The 22,655-nt window shown below is 67.7% G+C and carries 18 protein-coding genes; 8 read left to right on the forward strand and 10 right to left on the reverse strand.

Features of this window, described 5'->3' with window-relative positions; all coding sequences use genetic code 11:
* The first annotated feature begins 1 nt into the window (after position 1).
* Complete coding sequence (locus ACFU4Z_RS03135; RefSeq protein ID WP_366528525.1) at positions 2 to 406, forward strand: RNA-binding S4 domain-containing protein; 405 nt, start codon at positions 2 to 4, stop codon at positions 404 to 406.
* Between the two features lie 10 nt (positions 407 to 416).
* Here ACFU4Z_RS03135 and ACFU4Z_RS03140 read toward each other — a convergent pair whose 3' ends face one another.
* From ACFU4Z_RS03140 to ACFU4Z_RS03160, 5 genes are all read right to left on the reverse strand, one after another.
* Positions 417 to 1,553 (reverse strand): cation:proton antiporter, encoded by a 1,137-nt coding sequence (locus ACFU4Z_RS03140; RefSeq protein WP_379059339.1) that lies wholly within the window; start codon positions 1,551 to 1,553, stop codon positions 417 to 419.
* Complete coding sequence (locus ACFU4Z_RS03145; RefSeq protein ID WP_379060305.1) at positions 1,550 to 1,927, reverse strand: hypothetical protein; 378 nt, start codon at positions 1,925 to 1,927, stop codon at positions 1,550 to 1,552. The genes ACFU4Z_RS03140 and ACFU4Z_RS03145 overlap by 4 nt, the downstream gene beginning before the upstream one ends.
* Positions 1,928 to 2,013: 86 nt before the next feature.
* Positions 2,014 to 3,741, reverse strand: coding sequence for a fatty acyl-AMP ligase (locus ACFU4Z_RS03150; protein ID WP_379059341.1), 1,728 nt, complete (start codon positions 3,739 to 3,741; stop codon positions 2,014 to 2,016).
* Positions 3,741 to 8,993 (reverse strand): SDR family NAD(P)-dependent oxidoreductase, encoded by a 5,253-nt coding sequence (locus tag ACFU4Z_RS03155; RefSeq protein ID WP_379059342.1) that lies wholly within the window; start codon positions 8,991 to 8,993, stop codon positions 3,741 to 3,743. Before ACFU4Z_RS03155 ends, ACFU4Z_RS03150 begins: the two co-directional genes overlap by 1 nt.
* On the reverse strand, positions 8,990 to 9,250 hold the full coding sequence (locus tag ACFU4Z_RS03160) for an acyl carrier protein (protein ID WP_379059344.1): 261 nt from the start codon (positions 9,248 to 9,250) through the stop codon (positions 8,990 to 8,992). Before ACFU4Z_RS03160 ends, ACFU4Z_RS03155 begins: the two co-directional genes overlap by 4 nt.
* A 177-nt stretch (positions 9,251 to 9,427) precedes the next feature.
* Here ACFU4Z_RS03160 and ACFU4Z_RS03165 point away from each other — a divergent pair, with 177 nt between their 5' ends.
* Together ACFU4Z_RS03165 and ACFU4Z_RS03170 are read left to right on the forward strand one after the other, a co-directional pair.
* Positions 9,428 to 10,378 (forward strand): MBL fold metallo-hydrolase, encoded by a 951-nt coding sequence (locus ACFU4Z_RS03165; protein WP_379059345.1) that lies wholly within the window; start codon positions 9,428 to 9,430, stop codon positions 10,376 to 10,378.
* A 29-nt stretch (positions 10,379 to 10,407) separates the two neighbouring features.
* Positions 10,408 to 13,128: a LuxR C-terminal-related transcriptional regulator gene (locus ACFU4Z_RS03170; protein WP_379059347.1), complete on the forward strand. Its 2,721-nt coding sequence runs from the start codon at positions 10,408 to 10,410 to the stop codon at positions 13,126 to 13,128.
* A 49-nt stretch (positions 13,129 to 13,177) separates the two neighbouring features.
* Here the strand turns inward: ACFU4Z_RS03170 and ACFU4Z_RS03175 are convergent, their stop codons facing one another.
* Positions 13,178 to 14,269 (reverse strand): RNA ligase (ATP), encoded by a 1,092-nt coding sequence (locus ACFU4Z_RS03175; protein ID WP_379059348.1) that lies wholly within the window; start codon positions 14,267 to 14,269, stop codon positions 13,178 to 13,180.
* Positions 14,270 to 14,342: 73 nt separating this feature from the next.
* On the reverse strand, positions 14,343 to 15,320 hold the full coding sequence (locus ACFU4Z_RS03180; RefSeq protein WP_379059349.1) for an NAD(P)H-dependent flavin oxidoreductase: 978 nt from the start codon (positions 15,318 to 15,320) through the stop codon (positions 14,343 to 14,345).
* 389 nt (positions 15,321 to 15,709) lie between these two features.
* On the opposite strand from ACFU4Z_RS03180, the gene fadD5 reads away from it, so the two are divergent.
* The 3 genes from fadD5 to ACFU4Z_RS03195 all read left to right on the forward strand — a co-directional run bounded on the left by fadD5 (position 15,710) and on the right by ACFU4Z_RS03195 (position 18,223).
* Positions 15,710 to 17,281 (forward strand): fatty-acid--CoA ligase FadD5, encoded by a 1,572-nt coding sequence (gene fadD5, locus ACFU4Z_RS03185; protein ID WP_379059350.1) that lies wholly within the window; start codon positions 15,710 to 15,712, stop codon positions 17,279 to 17,281.
* Between the two features lie 65 nt (positions 17,282 to 17,346).
* A complete protein-coding gene (locus ACFU4Z_RS03190) occupies positions 17,347 to 17,952 on the forward strand; it encodes a cysteine hydrolase (protein WP_379059351.1) in 606 nt (201 codons plus the stop codon).
* Positions 17,953 to 18,097: 145 nt separating this feature from the next.
* Entirely contained in the window at positions 18,098 to 18,223 is a 126-nt protein-coding gene (locus tag ACFU4Z_RS03195; protein ID WP_379059352.1) for a hypothetical protein, read from the forward strand.
* Between the two features lie 22 nt (positions 18,224 to 18,245).
* Here the strand turns inward: ACFU4Z_RS03195 and ACFU4Z_RS03200 are convergent, their stop codons facing one another.
* Positions 18,246 to 19,655, reverse strand: coding sequence for a PLP-dependent aminotransferase family protein (locus ACFU4Z_RS03200; protein ID WP_379059353.1), 1,410 nt, complete (start codon positions 19,653 to 19,655; stop codon positions 18,246 to 18,248).
* 79 nt (positions 19,656 to 19,734) lie between these two features.
* Between ACFU4Z_RS03200 and ACFU4Z_RS03205 the strand changes: the two genes are divergently transcribed.
* A complete protein-coding gene (locus ACFU4Z_RS03205) occupies positions 19,735 to 20,073 on the forward strand; it encodes a cupin domain-containing protein (RefSeq protein ID WP_379059354.1) in 339 nt (112 codons plus the stop codon).
* Here the strand turns inward: ACFU4Z_RS03205 and ACFU4Z_RS03210 are convergent.
* Positions 20,032 to 20,673, reverse strand: coding sequence for a TetR/AcrR family transcriptional regulator (locus ACFU4Z_RS03210; protein ID WP_379059355.1), 642 nt, complete (start codon positions 20,671 to 20,673; stop codon positions 20,032 to 20,034). The genes ACFU4Z_RS03205 and ACFU4Z_RS03210 overlap by 42 nt on opposite strands.
* Positions 20,674 to 20,804: 131 nt before the next feature.
* On the opposite strand from ACFU4Z_RS03210, the gene ACFU4Z_RS03215 reads away from it, so the two are divergent.
* Complete coding sequence (locus tag ACFU4Z_RS03215) at positions 20,805 to 21,515, forward strand: methyltransferase domain-containing protein (protein WP_379059357.1); 711 nt, start codon at positions 20,805 to 20,807, stop codon at positions 21,513 to 21,515.
* Between the two features lie 37 nt (positions 21,516 to 21,552).
* Here the strand turns inward: ACFU4Z_RS03215 and ACFU4Z_RS03220 are convergent, their stop codons facing one another.
* Positions 21,553 to 22,650 carry a YbhN family protein gene (locus tag ACFU4Z_RS03220; RefSeq protein WP_379059359.1) on the reverse strand — a complete coding sequence of 366 codons (1,098 nt, stop codon included), beginning with the start codon at positions 22,648 to 22,650 and terminating at the stop codon, positions 21,553 to 21,555.
* Positions 22,651 to 22,655 lie beyond the last annotated feature (5 nt).

A 22,655-nucleotide genomic window follows, 5' to 3' on the forward strand; every position in this document is an offset into this window, starting at 1 on the left:
GGTGGCACCAGCCGTACCCGGCAACCAGAACACCGCGACACAGGCGCGAGTCGACTCGTGGACGTGGGCGGTGCGTCTGTTCAAAACAAGGACTGCGGCGGCTGAGGCTTGCCGCGGAGGGCACGTCCGCGTCAATGGCGCCGCGGCCAAACCTGCCCAACCCGTACGCCCCGGCGATGAGGTGCGAATCCGCGCCGGTGGCATCGAGCGCATCGTGATCGTGGAGCGAATCGTCACCAAACGTGTCGGACCTCCGATTGCCGCGCAATGCCTGATCGACCGCAGCCCGCCGCCGCCGTCGCGCGAGATCCTCGCGACGATGCCGCGCCGCGACCGGGGCTCGGGTCGGCCGACCAAACGTGAACGCCGGGAAACCGATCGGCTGCTCGGCCGCGAAGACAGTTGACCACGCCGCGCTAGCCGCCGGCCCTTGTGCTTCCCGCTGTCCGGCTTGCCGCCAACGCGGCCCCGGCGATCGTGCACAGTGCCCCGAGCATCAGGGCCGAGGATTCTCCCGGCACCAGAACATGCAGTTGGGTGCCCACGGTCACCGCGGCGACCGGCACGCCGATCTGTGCGGCGGCGAGCGCGCCGAAGGCCAGCGGCTGTCCGACGGCTCGAGTCGCCAGATGCACAAGGATCGCGCCGCCGCCGAGGAGCAGGCCGAGCCCGATGAGCTTCGGATGCTCGCCGAATTCGCGCAGATTGAGCCGGGCGCCGAGCCAGACGAAGAACAGTGGACCGAGAAAACCGTCGTTGATGGCGAAGAGCTGGCGGGCGACCCGGCGTGGCTCCCCGATCCCGGCGACCGCGAGCCCGGCGGCGAAGCCCGCCAACATGATCGATACGTGCGTCTGGGTCGCCAGCGCGCACAGTGCGAACAGCACGGCGAGACTCACGCGCAGCTCGAGGGCGAAGGCGCGGTCCTCGGACAGGCGGTGCACGCGACGGCGCGCACCGGAGAGCTCGAGCTGCCGCGAAATCAGGAACAGGATGGTGGCGGCCACGGCCACCGCGATGGCGCCGAGTGCCGCGCGCCCGGCCTCGGCTGGGGCGATGACAAGCGGCAACGCAACCACGCACGCCGTATCGGCGATGGCGACCTGGGCTGTCAAAGCCAGCACCGGCTTTCCCCGCATGCCGAGCGAGTCGATGATCGGCAGCACCAGCGCGGCCGACGAGGACGCCATGAGTACCGCATAGATCGCGCCGTGCCCGGTGCCGAACCACCGGGCCACACCGAAACCCGCCGCCATGGCGAGCAAACCGACCGTACCCGCACGAATCGCGCCCACCCCCAGCGCGGAGCGGACGGCCGGATCTCGCACCGGGACATGGGTTCCCGCGACGAACATCACCACCGCGAAACCCATGTCCGCCAGAAAGGCGAAAATCGGATCAGAGGTATTCAGGACTCCGAAACCCGTGCTGCCGAACAGGATTCCCGCGATCAGCTCGCCCAGGATCACCGGAACGCGCCACGACCGGCGCAGGGCGAGGATCGGTCCGCACAGACCGAGTGCGACGACAAGGGCCAGGGTGGAGAACGTCACGGCAGGGCGGCGATTTTCGCGGGTATCGCGATGTTTTCGTCGGCCCAGTGGACCGCGCATACCCGGTGATAGCCGTCCGCGATCACCATCGGCACACCGGTCCGGAAGTCGCCGCGCACCAGCAGGATCGGCGAGAGCGTCTTGCCGTTGTTGATCTTGATGAGATCTCGTCGGACATAGGGATTCTCGGCGCCGACCAGGTCCAGCCCGGCGGCCCGCAGGATGTCCTTGGCCTTCTTGTGCACGATCGGGGCGTCACGCAGGTCCGCGACGACGGCGTCGACGATCCCTGGTTCGGCCAGTAACTCCAGGTAGTCCGCAGCGGCGGGATAGTCGTGTTCGTCGGGGTGGTCTTTCCAGGTCACGGAGATGATTTCGGTCGCCATGGGCTCATCATCGCGGCCGCGGCTCGCGATAACGGGGATGCGCGCGCCTTCCGTGTCGCTACGCGCCGCCGTGACTACCGCTGTGGCAGCTCGCCGCCGATAGCGGCCAGCTGCGGCAGCCTGCCCGACCCGTACAGTGCCCGGCATTCGCCGCGGCGCAGCTTGCCGCTGGAGGTCTTCGGAATGCGGCCTGGCTCGACCAGCACGACAGCGCCGGGCGGCACCTCGTGCACAGTGGCGATGGTGATCCGGATCCGGTGGGCGAGCGCGGCCAGTTCGTCGGCCGCGGTGGTCTCCGCTGTCACCAGCTCGGCGACCACCACCACTTCTTCGCGGTGGCCGTCGTCGTGGCCGAACGCGGTCACATGACCGGGACGCACCTCGGGCGCGCAGGCGGCCACCGTTGTTTCGATATCGGCGGGAAAGTGATTGCGCCCATCGATGACGATGAGGTCCTTGAGCCTGCCCGCGATGTAGAGCTGTCCCTCATACCAGAAGCCGAGATCGCCGGTCCGCAACCAGGATTCGGCACTGCCGGGCAAGGCCGCGCCGAAACGCTCCGCAGTGGCGACGGGGTTGCCGTAGTAGCCCGCGCAGACATTCGGCCCCGCGACCCAGATTTCACCGACGGTGCCGTCCGCGACCTCGATCCGCTCGCCCGCGTGCACCACCGCGACCTGCTGGCCCGCCGCGCCGCCGCAGCCGACCAGGGGGACGCCATCGGCGGCGGCGACCGCCATCCCGCGTGCCAAGGCCGTGCGATCGAATCGGAGCGCGACGGGGTCGTCCTCGGACCGGCAGATTGTCACCGGCAGCGTCGCCTCGGCCAAGCCGTACCCGGGGGTGTGCGCGTGGTTGCGGAAGCCGTGTGCGGCGTAGGTCGCGGTGAAGTCCGCGAGTACGTCGGGGCGGATCGGTTCGGCGCCGTTGAGCAGTGCGTCCAGCCGGGATAGGTCGAGTCCGGCCCGCTCTCGCGGTGTGGTCGCCGAGACGGCGAGGGCGAGGCCGAAATTGGGGCCACCGGTGGTTCCCGCTCCGTATTCGCTGCAGGCGCGCAACCATCGGATGGGTCGCTTCACGAATTCCGCGGGCGCCATCGTCACCCCGTGCACCCCCGAGTACAGCGGCAGCGAGAGAGCGAGGACCAGGCCCATATCGTGGAAGAACGGCAGCCAGGTCACGATGGGTTTGTGCCGCACCGCAGGCACGGCGGACCACACCTGATCCAGTGCTGCCGCGAAATTGGCGTGCGTGACCTCCACCCCGGCCGGGGCTCGGGTGGAGCCGGACGTGTACTGCAGGTAGGCGAGGTCGGCGCGAACCGTGTCGATCACCGGATCTGTCACGGCCGCGGCGGCGATATCCGCCGGGAGCGTGAGCACGTGGCCGAGGGCGGGGCCGAAGAGCGCGGAGGTCGTCCGGTCTGTCGCCGAGATCAGGCTCAGCGCCGGCCGGGCATCCGCCAGCACGCCCTCGATTCGAGCGTGATTGCGGGTGCCGGTGGCCGGAAAGAGCGGGACGGCAACACGGTTGCTGTAGAGACAGGACAAGAACGCGACGACATAGTCGATGCCGTGGGCGCACAGGATCGCCACTCGGTCGCCGGGATCAGTCGAAGCCCTGAGCTGGTGGGCGAGCATCAGTGCCGCGCCGTGCAATTGGGCGTAGTTCAGGGTGATCGGTACGCATTCGGCACCGTGGTAACGCAATTCGGTATAGGCGTCGGCACCAGGTTTGGTCCTCGCCCACTCGGCGAGCCGAGCGGCCAGGACATTCTGCGGGGAAGCAGTTTTCGACGGCATCACAGGGCCTTGCGGGAATTCGCCGCGGCCACCCGCCCGGCAAGGGCCGCCCCGAGCGCGGTGATGGTCGGGTGCTCGAAGAGTTCGGCGGTCGAGATTCGGACATCGAGCCGGGCTTCGAGCCTGCGTCGCATCTCGATACCGAGCAAGGAGCTGAGGCCGAGTTCATTGAAGTCGGCTGTGGGATCGAGGTGTTCGGCGGGCAGGTCGAGGGTGGCGCTCAGCACGGCGCGGATGGTCGCGGTCAGTGGTTCGGCAGGGTCCTGCGGCGGGGCCGGGCCGATCGCGGCATCGATATTCGATCGGTCGGGGAGTGCCGGCGTCGTCGCGGCGTCGTCGGATGCGGTGAGTAAGTCTCTGAGGCGAAGGGCGACCTGCGATGTATCCGAAGTCGGTGCGTAGTCCAGTGCGAGGAGGTAGGCGTCGTCGTACTGCAACGCCTGCGCCAGCAGCTCCGCACCCCGCGCGGCGGTAAACGCGGAGATACCCGCGCGCCCCATATGCGCCGCCCCGCCCGCGACTTCGGCAAGCCCCGATGACCAGACGCCCCAGCCGATGCTCAGTATTCGACGATCCGGATAGGCGAGAGCGAGTGCGTCCATGGCGGCATTGGCAGCGGCATAGGCGGCCTGGCCGGGTGCGCCGAGCGCACCGGTGGCAGAAGAGCACAGCAGGACGAAATCGGTGGCGTCGGCGGCGGTGAGTTCGATCAGATTGCTTGCGGCACCGTGCTTCGGCGCGAACATGCGTGCGAGCTGCCGACCGCTGACGGCCTCGAATGCCGCGTCCTCCAGAGTGCCTGCCGCGTGCACGATGCCGCGGATGGTGGAACCGCATTCACGAATGTCGTTGAGCGCGTTGCACAGATCGTTTCGATCGGCGGCGTCGCACCGAACGACGACGATTCGGTCCTCCAGACCCTCCAGCAGCTCGGGCACCGGCCGGGGCGCGCGCGTCAGCACCACCACGTCGTGGGCCCCCGCGTCGAGCAGCCAGCGCACTGCGACAGCGCCGAGCGCACCGAGCCCGCCGGTGACCACGTAGGTCCCGTTGGCGTCGATGGGCGCGGGCGACGTGGATCGTCGGCGCGCGGTGATGAACCGGCGGGTGGTTGTGACGCCGCGCGTGATGCGCAGTTCCTCAGGTATCCGATCGGTCCGCGCGGCGGATGTCTCGACAATGATGCCGCGCAGCATCGCGGTGCTCTCCGCGGCCGAATCACTCCACACCAGTCGGACATCGTGACCCGACTCGAGCTGCAGGGAGCGCACCAACCCGGCGACCGCCATCGGCACCGAGCTGTCACCGCCGGAGCCCGGCTCGGGCGGTGCTGTCGTCCCGGCGGGCAGGCCGTGGTCGGGGAGCACGATCGTCAATGAGGCAGTGGCGTCGTCGGACTGGACGCGCTGGATCACATCCAGTATCCGTCCCACCGCGGGGACCGTGCCCGTGAATTCCCTCTGTTGCGTCGCATCGTGTCCGGACGGCCACACCAGCACGACCGCGATGCGCGCGATGGTGGTGGTCCGGCTCGCGAGCACGGCGGAAACGATCGGGCCTGCGGCGTCGGGCTGGCGGGCGACCCTTTCGGTGGGCAGCGTCCGGTCGAGTTCCCTGGTCAGCCGCATGGCCAACTCCGATTCGCCGATCACGAGAGCTCGTTGCGCGTGCCCGGATCCACGTGCGGGACTGCTCGTCGACGTGTCGGCCGACAACCCGAGCTGGATCGGCCGCCATATCTGACGGCGGAAAGGTCCGGTGGCCGAACCGGACTGGATCGGTGGCGGATACGCGCCGAGCGCCGCGAACCGGACCATGACACCGGACATGGCCAGCACCGGGACGCCGTGCTGGTCGGTGCCGACGATGTCGCCGGTCAGGCCGGTGTCTGTGCGTTCACGGACGAAGGCGTGGGCCTCGAGCACCACGCGGTCCGATTCTGTGGACAGCCAAGCCGATTCGATGCCGATCGGCAGGGGGACCGCATCAGGGGGAAGGGCGTCGTAGCTCGCCGCGGCGAGCAGATGCAGGCAGCCATCGAGTGTCGCGGCGCGTTGTAGCGGTGCGGCATCGAAGGCGCCCAGCGCACAATCGTGGCCCGCCTCGATACCGCGCAGCGGGCGGAACGCGGGTCCGTATGTCAGCTGCCTGCCGTGCAGAGCCTCGTAGAAACCATCGGGATCAATCCTGCGCATATGGCGGCGGGCAGCTCGATTCGCATCGACCACCCGCATCCATGCGACGATATCCGCGGGTGTGGGGTCACCGGAGAGCCGAGCCGATGCCAGCGTCCCGGCACCTGTGACCTCCGCCCGCACGCTGGCGTCGTCGGTGTCGCGCCGATAGGACACCGCAGGCAGTGCGGTCAGATCGGTTCGCTCGTGGACCGCGAAGTCGGCAACCGTCGTGGCTGCCGCTCCGCGCGCCAGGTGCAGCAATCGGCGCAGCCAGAACACGGCGGGCACGGTCGGCACGCCCTGCACCGTGTGGTCGGCGAGATCGTCTGCTGGAAAGGCCGATTCGGCGATGGCGGCACCGGCCGTTGCGCCGTCGCGACTTGTGTGGGTAGTCGGGGCCAGGGGTGGATTGTCGCCACCCGCGCCGAGGGGAGGGCTCGGCGCGACAGAGGCGGGATCGAGCGCGCTGACCAATGGGAATCGTTGTTTGATCCAATGCCGGGGTGGCGGCGCAGCGGTGAACGGCCCGTGCGCGGACCAGTCGACGGACCGTCCCTCGGTGTAGAGCCGCCCGAGGCAAGCGAGATAGGTCGCGGCCTCGTCGTCGCGGCCTGCGACGGGGTGAGTCGAATCCTGGAAGTCGGCCTGCTCGCGAACGGCCGGTGTCAGCACGGGATGGGGCGCGATCTCCAGCACGGTGGTGAGCCCGTCGGCAGCGGCGCGCTCGATGGCCGCGGCGAGTTCGACAGTGCCCGAAGCGTTGTCGGCCCAGTAGTTGGCGTCCATCTCGGCCGTGCTGATGGTTTTGCCCTGGTGCGCGGTGGAATAGACCAGCGTGTGGGGTACCAGCGGGTCGAGATCGTCGAGTGCGTCGACGAATTCGGGCAGCACGGCTGCGACCTGCGGGCTGTGCGCGGCGAAGTCCACGGCGATCCGCTGCGCGAACAGCTTGCGCCGCTTGGCCCGGCGCACCACCGTGTCCACGTATCGGGGCGCACCGGAGACAACAACCGAACGCGGTCCGTTGATCGCCGCGATTCCCACCATCGCGCGCAGCGGTTCGACCAGGTTCGCCACCTCGTCCGGCGCTGCCTCCACCACAGCCATCGCACCGTGACCGTCCAGCCGCGCCAGAATTCTGCTGCGCTGCACGATGACTCGGGCGGCGTCCGGCAGCGACAGCGCTCCACTCACGGCCGCTCCCGCTACCTCACCAAGGCTGTGGCCGACGACCGCTTGGGGCGTGACACCCCACGATGCCAGCAATGTCGCCATCCCCACCTGGAAGGCGAACAGCGCAGGCTGCACGAGTTCGGTGGCCGCACCGCCGTTGTTCGCCACCGGGGATACCAGGGCAAACCCCTTGCGCGGAGTCCAGATTCGCGGACCACCCGCCTCGGCGATCGCGTCGGCAGCCTCGGTGACGGCTGCGGCGAACACCGGGTAGCGAGCCGCGAGCGCCCGCCCCATCTTCGAGTGCTGGCTGCCCTGGCCGGAGAACAGGAAAAGGACTCCGCCGCGCTGTCGCACCGAACTCGGGCCGAGCACGCCGGCGCCCTCATCTCCGGCGGCCAGGGCCCGCAGCCGCTCGATAGCCTCGCCGGTATCCCGGGCGACGACGGTGGCGCGGGTGCCCTCCGGAATCAAGCGCACTGTGGCTGAACCGAATTGCCGCAATGAACTGGAGTCGGCGCCGGGCCCGTCAGCCCGCTCGAGCAGGTCGGCCCAACCGGCTGCCCGTGTCCGCAGGTCGGCGGCATCGCGCCCGCCGACCGCGATCAGCACAGGCGGCTCGCCGCCGCGGTGCGGGCGTTGCGTGGCAATGCCACGCAAGACCACATGGGCATTGGTGCCGCCGAATCCGAACGAGCTCACCCCGGCTCGGCGTTCGGTCAGCTCGGTGTCGCTCCAGTCGATGGGTTCGGTCGGGACGCGCAGTCCGTGCTCGGCGAGTTTCAGCAGTGGGTTCTCGGTGTGGAAGTGGACGGTCGGTGCGATCACGCCGTGCCGAATGGACAGCGCCGTTTTGATCAGGCCGGTGATGCCCGCCGCCGCCTCCAGGTGACCGATAGTGGATTTGATCGAGCCGATCCAGGTCGCGCCGGGATGGCCGCCCCGCAGCACCGCCGCGATGGCGCCGACCTCGACCGCGTCACCCAATGGCGTGCCGGTGCCGTGACATTCGAGATAGCCCGCGGTGCCCGGGTCGAGCCCGGCCTGCGCCCATGCGGTGCGCAGGGTTTCCTGTTGGGCGCGGCCGCTCGGCGCGTACAGACCATTGGAGCGGCCGTCCGAGCCGACCGCCGAGCCGACGATCTCGGCGTACGCCCGGTTGCCGTCGCGCAGGGCGTCGGCGGTGCGTTGCAGGACGACCACGCCGCAGCCGTCGCCACGGGCGTAGCCGTCCGCCGCGGCGTCGAACGGTTTGCAGCGGCCGTCGGGCGCCAGGAATCCGCCCTCGGCCAGGTAGTCGGAGGTATGCGGCAGCAGCGTGAGATTGACCCCGCCCACGATGGCGAACGGCACCGCGTCGTCGGCGAGCATGCGCAACGCGAGGTCCACCGCGGCCAGCGAGGACGAGCAGGCGCTGTCCACCACCAGGCTCGGTCCGTGCAGGTCGAGCACGTAGGACAGCCGGTTGGCGATGATGCTGAGCGCGGCGCCGGTCACCGCGTAGGGCGCATCGTGTCCGCCGTGACCGAGCACCGCGATGCCGTGGTCGTAGGAGGAGGCGCCGAAGACGACGGCCGCACCGGAACCTCGGGTGCGGTAGCCGATGCCGGCGTCATCGATGGCCTCGACCGCGACTTCCAGCGCAAGCCGCTGCTGCGGATCCATCAGCGCGGTTTCCCGGCGGGAGATGGCGAACCAATCGTTGTCGAAGGATTCGACATCGTCGAGGTACCCGCCGCGGCGCGCACCGAGCCGTCCGGCCGGTGGTTCGCCGGTGGCGTCCCTGCCCTCCAACAGCAGCTGCCAGAAGTCGGCAACGCCCGCGGCGCCGGGTACCCGGCAGCCGATACCGACGATTGATACCGGCGGATATGGCCGGTCGGGGGTGGTGGTGGTTGTCATCGCATCGCGAGAAACTCGACAAGCTGCTCGATATCCGGGTTGTCGTAGAGCGCGGTGAGTGAAACCTCGACGCCCATGGCATCTTCCAGGCGCGCCGTGAGCCGGGCGAGCTGGAGCGAGCCGAGTCCGAGTTCGCTGAACGGGACGCTGGTGGACACCGCGGCGGCCTCGACACCGAGCAGATCCGCGATCGCGGCGACGGCCGCGGTGGTGAGTGCGGTGCGCCGACCAGGTGGGTTCGGAAGCCTGGACGCCATCGGTCTCCCTCCCCCCTCGACCGCAAAGTTGCCGCACGGAAGTCGCCGCCCGCGGGCTGCTGACCGTCGCGGTCGGTACCCCAGAAATTATGCCGCAGAAATCGTCGTGGGCAAGGCCGGAAATTGCCTGGCCTCCCGCCTCTTTCACCGAATGCCGCGATCGCCTACGGTGGCACGATGGCCGACAGCAGCGAGCGGACACCCACCCTTCCCACTGTCTTACGCTGTTGCGCTGCGGTAGCGGCGACGCCAGGGCGGTTGCTGCGCCCGCGGCGCCCCGATGCCGCGTTGCTCGCGAGCCTGAACCCGCAACCGCTGCCGCCCGCGAAGGTCACCGTCGGACTGACGGTGCTGATGCAGGGCAGCATGTCGGCCCCGACGACCATCGTCGCCGAGGGTGTGCGGAGCTTCGGTCAGCTGCCGATGACGATGTCGACCTACCTCATCGAGCACCCGAGCGCGCGCTTCCTGGTGGATCCGGCGCTGTGCTCCGGCGTGCACGATCGGGTGCTGCCCGAACTCCCGTTCCCGATCCCGCTGCTGGTTGCCCCGCACAAGCCTGTGCTCGGGCTCTCCGATGCCCTCGCCGCCCGCGATATCGCCGTCGCCACGATCGACTTCGTGATCCCGACCCACCTGCACTGGGACCATGTATCGGGTCTGCTCGAGCTGCCCGATTCCGTCGCCATTCGGCTGCCCGCCGCCGAGCACGCCTGGGCTCTCGGTGGTGAGCACGCCCCGGTCGGCGTCGCCCGCGGTCCGCTGCGCGCCCGCACCTTCGATACCTTCGAGCTCGACGGGCCACCGGTCGCGACCTTCTTACGCAGCAAAGACCTGTTCGGCGACGGCTCGGTGCTGCTCGTCGATCTGGCCGGGCACACGCCGGGCAGCATCGGCGTACTGCTCGCGGTCGACGACGGCAGCCGAGTGCTGCTGGCCGGTGACGCGGTGTGGAACAAGCTGCAGGTAGAGCTGATTCGGGAGAAGGCGCCGATGCCCGGTCAACTGTTCGACGCCGACCGCGACGCCGCGTTCGCCACCATCCATCGGTTGCACGCGCTGCCCAACGGCATCGATATCGTCGCGGCCCACGACTACACCGCCGTCGCCGAGCTAGCCGCGAAATAGGGTGTGGACCACTTCGGCGACCGAATCGTTTGCTGATTTTCCACGCGCCGCTTAGGTTGGCGTACATGCTTTACGGTCGCGCTGGAGATATACAGCAGATCGGAAGTTTGCTGGACGGGGCACGCCACTCCCGTAGCGGCGCGCTGGCGGTCATCGCGGAGGCGGGCGAGGGCAAGTCCGCGTTGCTGCATCATGCCGAGGAACTGTCCGGGGCTGGCTGGCGGGTGCTGCGCTGCACGGGCATCGAGAGCGAATCCGAACTGCCCTTCGCCGGCCTGCACCTGTTGCTCAACCCGACGCTGGACCGGATCGACGCGGTGCCGGGTCCGCAGCGGGACGCGCTGCGTGGCGCGCTGGGGTTGTGCCCGGCCGAGCAGGCCGACAGGTTCCTCGTCGGAGTCGCCACCTTGTCGCTGCTGGCCGAGTTGTCCGTCGAGGGGCCGGTGCTGTGTCTGATCGACGATGCGCAATGGCTGGATCGACCGTCGGCCGACGCACTGCTGTTCGCGGCCCGACGGCTCGGTGCCGAAGGCATCGTGATGCTGTTCGCGGGCCGCACCGAATTCACCGCGCCCGGTTTGCCGGAATTGCGGCCTGCGCCGCTGGATGGCGAAGCCGCCGCCGCCCTGCTCGCGGACTTCTGGCCGGACCTGGAGCCCGCGGTGCGTCGGCGGGTGCTCGCCGAGGCATCGGGCAATCCTTTGGCGCTGCTCGAACTGCCGCGGATGGATCTCGATTCGCCGCAGCTCGGACCGCTGCCGCTGCCGTCGCGTCTGCAGAGCGGTTATGCGCAGTTCATCGCCGATCAGTCCGAGTCCGCACGCACCGCCATGCTGGTGGTCGCCGCGGAGGAAACCGGTGACCTCGGTCTGGTGTTGCGGGTGCTCACCGAAATGGGGCTCACCGCGGACGCGCTCGCGGAGGCCGAACGCTCCGGCATGGTGTGCGTCACCGGACCGTCCGTGTCGTTTCGGCACCCGCTCAAGCGTGCGGCCGCCTACCACAGCGCGTCGTTCACCCAGCGTCTCGCGGTGCACGCCGCCATTGCCGCGGCGCTGGCCGATGATCCCGACCGCAGTGCGTGGCACCGTGCCGCGGCCGCGACGGGCCCGGACGAGACCGTCGCCGCGGCGTTGGAAGTCGCCGCCGATAGGGCCCGCGAACGGACCGGTCACGCCTCGGCCGCCGCGGCGCTCGAACGTGCCGCATCGCTCACGCCGGACCCGGCCGTGCGGGCCCGGCGGCTGATGTCCGCGGTCGAAATCGCCGCAGAGGCCGGCCGGACCGACCGTGCTCTTCGTCTCGCCGAGCAGGCCGAGCGATTGGACCTCGACCCGAGCCAACGCGGCCGGATCGGCGGGGTGCGGGGGTTGATCGAATTCGAGCACGGCTCACTGCGCAAGGCGCACAACCTGTTCATGGAGGCTGCCGAGCACCTCGCATCTGTTGATCCCGAGCGTGCCGCGTGGACCTTGATCGAAGCGGGGCGCGCGTCGTGGACCGCCGGTGACCTCACCGGAGTCATCCGGGCCCGTGACCGGATGGCGGCGCTGCCACTCGGTGAGCAGGGAGCGCTGCTGGTTTCGTCGGTGAACGGGCCACTGATGCTGCATTCCGGCGAGCGCGCGGCCGGAGTCGCGCAGATCCGCGCCAGTGTGGCCTTCAGCCGCGCCATTCCGCTCGAAATGATCTCCATTCGGCTCGCCTACGCGCTGCAGGCAGCGCTGATCGGCGATATGCCCGACGCGCGGGACATGTTGGCGGAGTTGGCCGAGTTGCTGCGTGATCGCGGCATGATCGGCTGGTTGCCCGCCGTGGGCTGCACGCTCGCGACGACGGAGATGATTCTCGGTCGTTTCCGCGAAGCCGAGCTTTCCTCGACGCAGTACGGCCGGATCGCCGCCGATATCGGCCAGCCCAACCGGGTCTCCCATGCCGAGGGCAATCTGGCGATCATCGCGGCTGTCCGCGGTGACGAGCAGCGCTGCCGCGAACTCGCCGAACGCAATTTGCGCGAGGCGCCCGCCGACTACAACGCCATTGATATCGCGCACTTCCACTGGGCGCTCGCATTGCTCGACCTCGGTCTCGGCCGCAACGAGCTCGCACTCGATCGGCTGGAGGCGCAGTACCATTCGCCGAATCGGGCGCGGGGCCAGTGGATCGATCTGCTATCGGACCTGGTGGAAGCCGCCGCGCGGACGCGGAGTCCGGAGCGCGGCGTCGAGGCGTTGACCGATATCGAAGAGTGGTCGAGCGCTATCGACTCGCCCTGGGCCGAGGCGTTGACGCTGCGCTGCCAGGCGCAGCTCAACGGCGACGGCGAGCTGTTCGCGCAGGCGATGAAACTGCATGCCGCAGTGGAGCGTTGGTATGACTACGCGCGCACCGGCCTGCTCTACGGCGAATGGTTGCGCCGGGAACGGCGTGCGGGGGAGGCCCGTACTCACCTGCGCAAGGCGCTGGAGATCTTCGACCGCCTCGGCGCGGCCCCGTGGGCCGAACGTGCCCGCACCGAACTGCGTGCGGCGGGCGAAGGCGCGGTGCCGGAGCCGGAGACCGATCTGGCCGCGGTCCTCACACCGCAGGAGTTCCAGGTGGTCCGACTGGCGGCCGCCGGTTCGACGAACAAAGAGATCGCCGCGCAACTGTTTCTGAGTCCGAAAACCGTTGGGCACCACCTGTATCGCGCCTTTCCCAAGCTCGGCGTGGCCAGCCGCGTCGAGCTCGTCCGCCTCAACCTCGACTGAGCCGGCCCGCGTCGACCTGTCGAGTCCCTAGCGAAGGCGAGGCCACCGCTTACTCGTACTCGGTGCCCCCATCGCGCAGCAGATACGCGTTCGACACGACCTTGCCGATGGCGCGCCCACCGAGCACCGTCGAATAGCGTTCCACCGCAGGCCGAACCACGAGGCCCTCGCGAATATTGGTTCCGCAGCCGGTAACGGTCTCGGTGCCCTCCGCGAGCTCGAGCAGCAGATCGATGTCGTAAGGCCCGTCATACAGCACCGGGACACGCGGCAGAGTGATACCGAGTTCCTCGAGCAACACACCGATCTCGTGATGCCCGAGCCAGCGCAGCGGGGAACCCACCGGCTCGACCGCGATGTCGAACACCGCGTATCCCAGCGTCTCGTCCCGGCTCGCGGCAGCACCGTAGTGCAAGTCCTGCACCCCGGCGCCGAACACCTCGCCGAACAGGCCGATCCGCGAAAGCTCGAGCGCCTCCGAGATCTTCCGCGCCGCCTCGATCAGCCCGAACCGCCGCACCGCCCGCCAGTACAGGTTGCCGTCAGCGGCGGTCAGCGCGAGGGACTGCCCGCCGATTCCCTTGGACGACACATGGATCCGGTCGTCGTCCCGGACATAGGTCATCAGGCACGCGCTGCCGTGGATCTTCTCGGTCGCGACCACCGATTCGCCTGCCACGAAAATGTCCGGGTACCGCTTGATGTTCTCGACATCGATCCACCGAATCAGATCCGGTGCGGATTCCACCTGTCCCGACATCGAAACAGGCACCGGGGGAACCCACTTGGTCACCCCGAGCAGCTCGGCGAAATCGGTGCGCGCGGCCTCGGCCTGTGCGAGATCCACCGCGCCGATCAGACCGGGAAGGCAGACGATCCCCTGCGAAACCTCGCCGCGCAACCGCACCGTCTTCACCCGATTGCGGGCGCTGCCTGCCAGCTTTCCGGTCAGTCCGAGTTCCTCGATCAGCCCATCGGGCAGAATCGCCTGCTCAGGGATGTACAGCGCGTAATCTCCTGTGGTGAACTGCCCCTTGGCGACTACCGCGCGATAGAGCCCGACCTGAGCGAGCTCGAGCCGATCGGCATTCGGATGTGGATGGACGACCAGCCGCTCCGCGGTGACCTGCAATGTCGACATAGGAAACCCCCTTCTTCGTCCGCCGAGCCTATGTTCCGGGAAGCTCGGCGGTCGAAGGGTTTTCCGCGTCGGGTCAGCCGACGACGACGGTTTCCGCCAGGCGAGCGGTGATGAGCTCTTCGGCTTCGGTGACCATGCGCGAGATGAGCTCCGCGCAGGTCGGGATGTCGTGGATCAGGCCCTGGCACAGGCCCGCCGACCAGATGCCCGCGTCGAGGTCGCCCTCTTCGAAGACGCGGCGGCCGCGCGCGCCGGAAACGAGGTCGCGGACATCATCGAAAGTGCCACCGGCCTTTTCGATTTCGACGACCTTGCGGCTGATCTCGTTGTCGGCGACCCTGGCGGTGTTGTGCATGGTGCGGAAGATGAGCTGGGTGTCGCGCTCGGAGTTGGCGACGATCTGCTCCTTCACTTTCTGCGCGATCGAGGATTCCTGGGTGCACAGGAATCGGGTGCCCATGTTCACGCCGTCCGCGCCCAGTGCCAGTGCCGCGACCAGGCCGCGTGCGTCGGCGATGCCGCCCGAGGCGATCATCGGAATGCGCAGTTCGCGGGCCGCGGCGGGGATCAGGACCAGGCCGGGGATGTCGTCTTCGCCGGGGTGGCCCGCGCACTCGAAGCCGTCGATGCTGACACCATCGACGCCGATGCGCTCGGCCTTGAGCGCGTGCCGCACGCTGGTGCACTTGTGCAGCACCTTGATGCCCGCGTCCTTGTAGTACGGCAGGAACGGCTCGGGGTTGCTGCCGGCGGTTTCGACGATCTTGATGCCGCTGTCGATGATGGCCTGCACGTATTCCGCGTACGGCGGTGGGTTGATCGACGGCAGGATCGTGACGTTCACACCGAACGGCTTGTCGGTGAGCTCCCTGGTGCGCGCGATCTCGCGGCGCAAGTCCTCCGGAGTCGGCTGGGTGAGCGCGGTGATGAAGCCGAGTCCGCCCGCGTTGGCGACGGCCGCGACGAGTTCGGCCCTGCCGACCCACATCATGCCGCCCTGCACGATCGGGTGCTCGACGCCGAAGGTCTCGGTGAACCTGGTACGCAGCATTGCGTTTCTCCTATGCCTTGCGCGGGCGTGGTGCTCGCCTGGAACGGGTGGACGCCGTCGTCCGGGGTGGACAGCTGCATACCATCCGCCTTCGGCACTGATGGTGACACGAGAATCGCCTCGTATTCAACTTCTAAGTGAGCCGAGGTTCGCATATTCATTCGTGGTTTGTGCGATCGACAACCCTGTTGTCACGTCAATGTTCCCGATGTATATGCAGTTAAGAGCTGTTTCCTCGCGCCAAGGCCTGCGCTGAGTCGATTAACGATGATTCATATCTTGGTCTCTTGATAGACCGGTAAGTTAGTTGTTATTCTGGCCTCAGTTCAGACCGTCAGCGCTACCGGACTCCCCGGCGGACACGCGACGGTCCGAGAGGAGTTCGTGGCATGACCACTGGTGTGAAGCCGCTCGACGAGCCGATCAGGTCGCGGCGTAACCACTGGAACAACCAGATCGCGTCGCACGCGCAGATGCGCCCGGACGCGGTCGCGATTCGGTTCCGTGGGGTGGACACCACGTGGCAGCAGCTCAACGAGCGTTCGCTGAAATTCGCCGACGCCCTCGCCAGGCGTGGCGTCGGGTTCGGCGATCGGGTGCTCATCCTCGCGCTGAATTACCCCGAATACCTCGAAGCGATCTTCGGTATCACCGCCCTCGGCGCCATCGCGGTGCCGGTGAACTTCCGCCTCACCCCGCCCGAGGTCGCCTACATCGTCGGCGACAGCGGGGCCAAGGCGATCGTCACCGACACCATGTTGCAGCCGCTGGCTGCCGCCGTGCGGGGGCAAGCGCCCGCACTGGAGAGCTGCATCGTGATCGGCGGCACGACCGTCGACGGCGTGTTCGGCTACGACGACGTGCTCGCCGAGGGGGGTGCGCCGCACACTCCGCTCGACATCCCGGAGGACACTCCGGCGCTGATCATGTACACCTCGGGCACCACAGGCAGTCCCAAGGGCGCGGTGCTCTCGCACGCGAATATGAATGCCCAGTCGCTGACCTGTATCCGAGCCATGGACCTCGGTCCCGATTCCGTCGGCTTCTGTACTTCGCCGTTGTTCCACATCGCCGGAATCGGTAGTCTCGCGCCGTATTTCCTCCTCGGCGGCAAGACCGTCCTGCACCCGCTCGGCGCCTTCGACGCGACCGACTTTCTCGACGCGGTCGAACGGGAGCAGGCCACCTCGGCGTTCTGCGTGCCCGCGCAGTGGCAGATGATCTGTGCGGAGCCGACGGTCAAGGACCGCACGCTCGCGCTGACGATGCTCAGCTGGGGCGCGGCCCCCGCCTCCGACACGGTGCTGCGGGCGATGGCCGACTGCTTCCCGAACGCCGCCAATGTCGCGGTTTTCGGCCAGACCGAGATGTCGCCGATCACCTGCGTGCTCGAGGGCAAGGACGCCATCCGCAAGCTCGGCTCGGTCGGCAAGCCCATCCCCACCATCCAGGCGCGCATCGTCGACGACGAGATGAACGATGTCGCCCCCGGCGAGGTCGGTGAAATCGTCTACCGCGGGCCGACTCTCATGTCCGGCTACTGGAACAAGCCGGAGGCGACGGCGGATGCCTTCGCGGGCGGCTGGTTCCACTCCGGTGACCTGGTTCGCGCCGACGAGGAGGGCTTCCTCTACGTCGTGGACCGCAAGAAGGACATGATCATCTCCGGCGGTGAGAACATCTATTGCGCGGAGGTGGAGAACGTGCTCTTCGCGCACCCCAAGATCCGCGAGGCCGCGGTGGTCGGGCGGGCACACGAGAAGTGGGGCGAGGTCCCGGTCGCCATCGTCGCCCTTGTCGATGCCGACACCGAGCTCACGCTGGCGGAGTTGGCGCCCTTCCTCAACGAGAATCTGGCGCGTTACAAGCATCCGAAGGATCTGGTCGTCGTGGCCGAGCTGCCCCGCAATGCCAGCGGCAAGGTGGTGAAAGTTCAACTGCGTAAGGACTATTCGTCCTGAGACCCGGATGAATTGAGGTCCTCTGTTCGGTGGACATCGGCGGCGCGGATGCGTAAGGATCGGTGATGGCTATCCCACGAATCCGCGCGGCCGTTCTCGCGCTGCACTGGCAAGTGAATGTGATTCGGCCCGAAGGCTTTTTCGGACCGATGCTGTCCGGTCCGGTCGCTGCCAGTGGCGTCGTGCCGCGTGCGAGGGGCTTCCATGAGGCGGCCGCCGAGCGCGGGCTGCAGGTGATCTTCACCCGGTTCACCATTCCGATCGGGGAGGGCGAGCTGGTGCGCAATACCGGTTTCATGCGCTCGGTCGGCGCGGCGCAGACCGACTTTCGCCCGGATTCGCCGGGTACCCAGCTCATTCCGGAGATGATCGACCAGCCGACCGCCGTCTTCGACAACCAGAAGCTCTCCGGCCTCGCGGGCAACAAGCTGGCCGACTGGCTCGCCGATCAAGGGATCGACACCCTGTTCATCACCGGCGTCGCCACCAACCTCACGGTCGAGCAAACCGCGCGCCACGGTACCGATCTGGGCTTCACCGTCCATCCGATCGCGGACTGTGTCGCCGCGCCGACCGTCGAAGCAGGCGCGGCCTCACTGGCGAATCTCGAACTGACCACGGCAGGCTGCCTCACCGCGGACCGGGCGCTGGCACTGATAGATCCACGCTGATTCGCCCCGGTCTCTCCCTCGCACGACGAACGAGCGGTCGCTGCTTTGGTCATATGACGCTGGCGACAGTGCGGCCATATTCTTATTGCCGTGGGATCCACGGCAAGCCGGGTGCACCGAGGCGGCCACCGTCGCGACGAGATACGTGACCACCGCCGGTGATTCGGATGTCATGACCGTCGACGTCCGGCAGTGCAATGTCCAGCCCGACGCGGCGACGCCCTCGATCTGTTCGAAGGACGGCCTGGTCATCGGGCTGCGCGCGAACTGACGCGGATGGCCTGCCGATCTCGCTACATCGCGAGCGTGGGTGGCGCGGTGGCGGGCCGGGCGGGCGGCCGGTAGGTGCGCCAGGCCTCGGCCAGGCGATCGACGGCGGTGCTGAGGGTTTCCGGTGGGTGCAGGAAGTGGATGCGCAGCGAGCTCCCGGAACCACCGGACGTGTCGAGTCCGCTGCCGGCCAGGATCGAAACACGATGGCGCAGTGCTGCTTGCGCGAACGAGGCGCCGTCGCCGTAGGGCAGGCGGATCCAGAGGGTCTGGCCACCCTCGACCGGGGGCGCCGCCCAGTCGGGGAGGCGGCGGGTCAGCTCGGCGCGCAGATGGTCGTGGCGCATCTTGCGCTCGGGCGCCTGCCTGCGCAGCAGGTCATCGAGGCGCGGCAGCAGTTCGGCGGCGGCGAGCTGGGCGGGCAGGTTGCCGCCGAGGTCGTGCACCGCACGGATCCTGGCCAGTGTGGTGATAACGGGTGCGGTCGCGCGTATCCATCCGACACGCAGTCCGCCCCACACGCTTTTGCTCAATGAGCCGATGGTGATCACGGTGTCCGCGAAGGCGGCGAGCGGTGGGGGTGTCGGGTGACCGGGGAAGCCGAGTTCAGCGAGGACTTCGTCATCGATCAGCGGAATTCCCGCGGCGGCAGCGGTTTCCGCGAGTCGGCGCCGTGTGAGCGCGGACAGCACCGAGCCGGTCGGGTTGTGAAAAGAGGGGATCACATAGGCGATTGCTGGACGGTGCTCGCGCACTGCCGCCGCGAAACCGTCCAGCCCGGGCGGCAACCCGGACAGGACGGCCGCTTGCTCTCGGAAGGCTTCCAATGCGCCGGGATAGGTGGGTGCTTCCACGAGCGCTCGATCGCCCGGGCGCAGATACGCCCGCGCGAGCAGCGAAAGCGCCTGCTGGCCACCGGTGGTGACGAGGATGTGTGCGGGCTCGGTCGGCACGCCACGCGCACGGTAGTACTCGGCGACCGCGCGGCGCAGCACGGGATGACCGGCGGGGTAGTAGCCGATGTCTTCGGTGGTCGCGGCCAGTGCGGGCAGCATTGCCGCGTAGGACTCGGTCAGCTCGGCGGGTGGCCGATCCGGTGCCGCGCAGGCAAGCGAGATGACGTCCGATCGTGGCTCGAGCAGGTCGAGGAACATCGGCTCGCTCGTGGTTCCCGGCGGGCTCACCCGTGGTGTCCCGGCTACCCGGGTGCCGCTGCCCTGCCGTCGCACGATCCGTCCTTCGTCGTGCAGCAGGTCGTAGGCCGCGACCACGGTGCTACGCCCGACCGCCAGTGCGGCGGCGAGGGCCCGGTCCGGCGGCAAGGGCGAGCCGGGGGACAGCTCGCCGTCATCAATCAGACGGCGCAGTCTCGCGGCGAGCAGGGCGTACAACGGCCCTCGGCCCGCCGACCAGCGGCCTAGCCGCTCCGTCACACTGATTGGATCCATAGGCAAACCAATTATGCCGGATTGGCGCTGGATCAGGTTGCCGGATGGCTCGACGATGGTCCTCATGACAGCAGCAAGCACCACCGGACCCGTCTCGATCACGGCGGCCATCGCGGGCCTGCCCGGGCCGTTTCAACAGCGCGAGTTGGCCGTCGTCAACGACACCGTGGTCCGGGTCGCTCAGTTGGCGGGCGAGTTCCCGTGGCACCACCACGACGAGGACGAACTCTTCCTGTGCTGGGACGGGTCTTTCCGCATCGAGTTGGCGGGACGGGAGCCCGTGACGCTGCATGCGGGTGAAATGTTCGTCGTGCCCAAAGGCATCCGGCACCGCCCGGTGGCCGACGGGGTCGCGCACACGCTATTGATCGAGCGCCCCGAGACTGCGCAGTACGGCAACTGACTCCAGGTCGGTGACCTTCGAGTCGTCGACGGGCGGCACCACCCGCACTCGGCCGACGAGGCCGGGACCGATCAATTGCTCGAAGCGCTGGTAGGCCTCGGTCGCCGAAAGTGGTGACTCGGTGTCGGCGATCGCGCCGAGGAGGCCGACAACGCCCCACGACATGAATGTCACGGTGGTGACGAGCTCTCTGTCGTCCATATCCAGCCGTTTGGACAGCTGCTCGGTGAGAATGGCCGCGACCATGCGCCGGGTCGCATGCAGCAGCACCGCGCTGCTCTTGCGCCCGAGCATCGCTTCGTATACCTCGGGATTCTCGGCAGCGAGACGGAAAAGCGTGAAGACCGGCGCCAGTGGCGCGGTGTCGCGTCCGGTGCGACACGCTGCCACCGCCGCACGCAGGTATTCAGTGCTGCTCACCAGCAGTAGATCGTCTTTATCGCGGAAGTGGGCATAGAACGTGGATCGCCCGACGTCGGCGCGCTGCAAGATGTCCCGCACGGAGATCCGGTCGTAGCCGTGTTCCAGCATCAGCTCGATCAGAGCGCGATGTAGCTGGCTCTTGGTACGCATGACGCGGCGATCCTTACTGTCGCTCATAGCTTCGTTCCGTGCATAGGGCCTCCCAATGGCGTCGCCTTCCGAACAGAAGGCAGGAATCCGTCCCGAACGGAACAGATTCCGCCGTTTTGCTTCTGGTCGATCTGGCAGTTTCTTCAGATCATGAACACATGACCCGAAACGAACAACAGTCTGCCATTACCCATTCTCGCGACGACATCGAAGTCGGCGTCCTGCTGACCAGGCCGCGTAGCTACCGTGCCTTCAAGACCGCATTCACGCTCGGCAGGAACAGGACGCTCAACGCCCGCCTCGTCGCGCTGACCGGCGCTGTTCCCGGTGAGGTCGCGCTCGATATCGGTAGCGGGCCAGGTGATCTCGCGCGCGCGCTCGCGGCACGGGTCGGCGACGGCGGCCGAGTGATCGGCGTCGACCCGTCGCCGCAGATGATCGCTTACGCGACCGGACGCACCCGCGGAGATTCGAACTGTCGATTCGAACTCGGCCCTGCCCAGTCGCTACGGCTGGCTGACGCCTCGGTCGATGTGGTGACCTGCACCTTCGTCATGCACCACATCCCGGAGGGGCAACGCGACGCCGCGATCGCGCACATGTTCCGCGTCTTGCGGCCCGGCGGCCGACTGCTACTTGCCGATACGGACACCAACGGCCGTATGTTGCGCGCGGTGGTCAAGGGCATGTCGCGGTATGCCGGGCACCGCACCCACGACGACGCCGCGGTCGGGCGTCACGCAGATCCATTGGCGGCCATTGATATTCGGCGCTACCGGGAAACTCTGCTGGCGGCCGGATTCCGGACGGCCGATTTCGCCGAGGTCAAACCAGCGACCGCTGCACTGCTCGCGGTCAAAGACGTGTGAGTCATCGCTGGAAGCTATTTCCAGCACACACTGGAGGTCATTCGCGATCACGCGGGGCTGGGGTGCCGACACCCAACTCCGCGTCGATCTCGGTATCGAGGCCGACTTGTTCATGAAGCGTGCGGAACGATACGAGGAAGATGATCCAGCCGAGAACCGCCGCCAGAATCAAGCTGATCATCCGGTAGATAATTGCCGCTGGCACCGCTTGGGATAGCGGCATACCCGCGGCGGTCAGGGCCCAAATCAAGGTTGCCTCAACGTATCCGATGCCTGCCGGTATGAATGGAACGGTGCCGACGGCTTTGCCCGCCGCAAAAGCGACCATCAGTCCGGCCCAGTTCGGATTTGCGCCGACGGCATAGCAGCAGAAGGCCAGACAAACGACATCACCGGTGCGATGGAGTATGGCCCAGGTCAGCGTCAGCAGCCCGTCTCGTCGATTCAGGTCTACCGATTCCAGCTGGCCGAGAATCTCACGGACTCTCGCCATGCTCCTGTCCTCGGGCTTTTTGCGTATTTTGTTGATTTTCCGGACAATTCGCCTGAGCGTGTTTTCGAGTGCATCGGTATGGGTGGCGGCATAATGCCCAGCCCAGACCAGAGCGACCACACTCGCAAGCGAGAAGGTCAAAGTGACGAGACTGATGGAACCGAAACCGAGTAGGGCGCCGCCGAGTCCGAGTAGGCCTAGGCCGGCCGCAGCGACTACGCCCGAAATTGCCAGCTGCCATGACGCCACCAATGGACTCGCGCCCCAGCGCCGAGTGTTCCGGTAGATGAAGGCCATCGAGAAGATCGGACCGGCGGGAAGTGTCGCCGATATAGAATTCGCCGTGTAGGTGACGGCCAAAGATTTGCGCTGGCTGACCTCGACGCCGGCAGAGTGGAGTAGTTGCTTCTGGACCCGGGCGAATCCGCTGAAAGACACAGCTTCTGCCCAGATCGCCGACGCTACCCAATACCATTTCACGCCGATGAGCTGCTGCCACGAGTCATGCAGGCTGGGCCAAAGAATGACGCCCTCGGCGACCAAGATCGCTACAAGCGCGGTGCCGAGCAGCCACTTTATCCATCTCGAGTACCCCCGTCGCCGCGGGGACTCCGGTCTAGCGTCGGGTTCTGCGTCCACCACGGGCT

The organism is Nocardia sp. NPDC057440, from assembly GCF_042802915.1.
Classification (GTDB): domain Bacteria; phylum Actinomycetota; class Actinomycetes; order Mycobacteriales; family Mycobacteriaceae; genus Nocardia.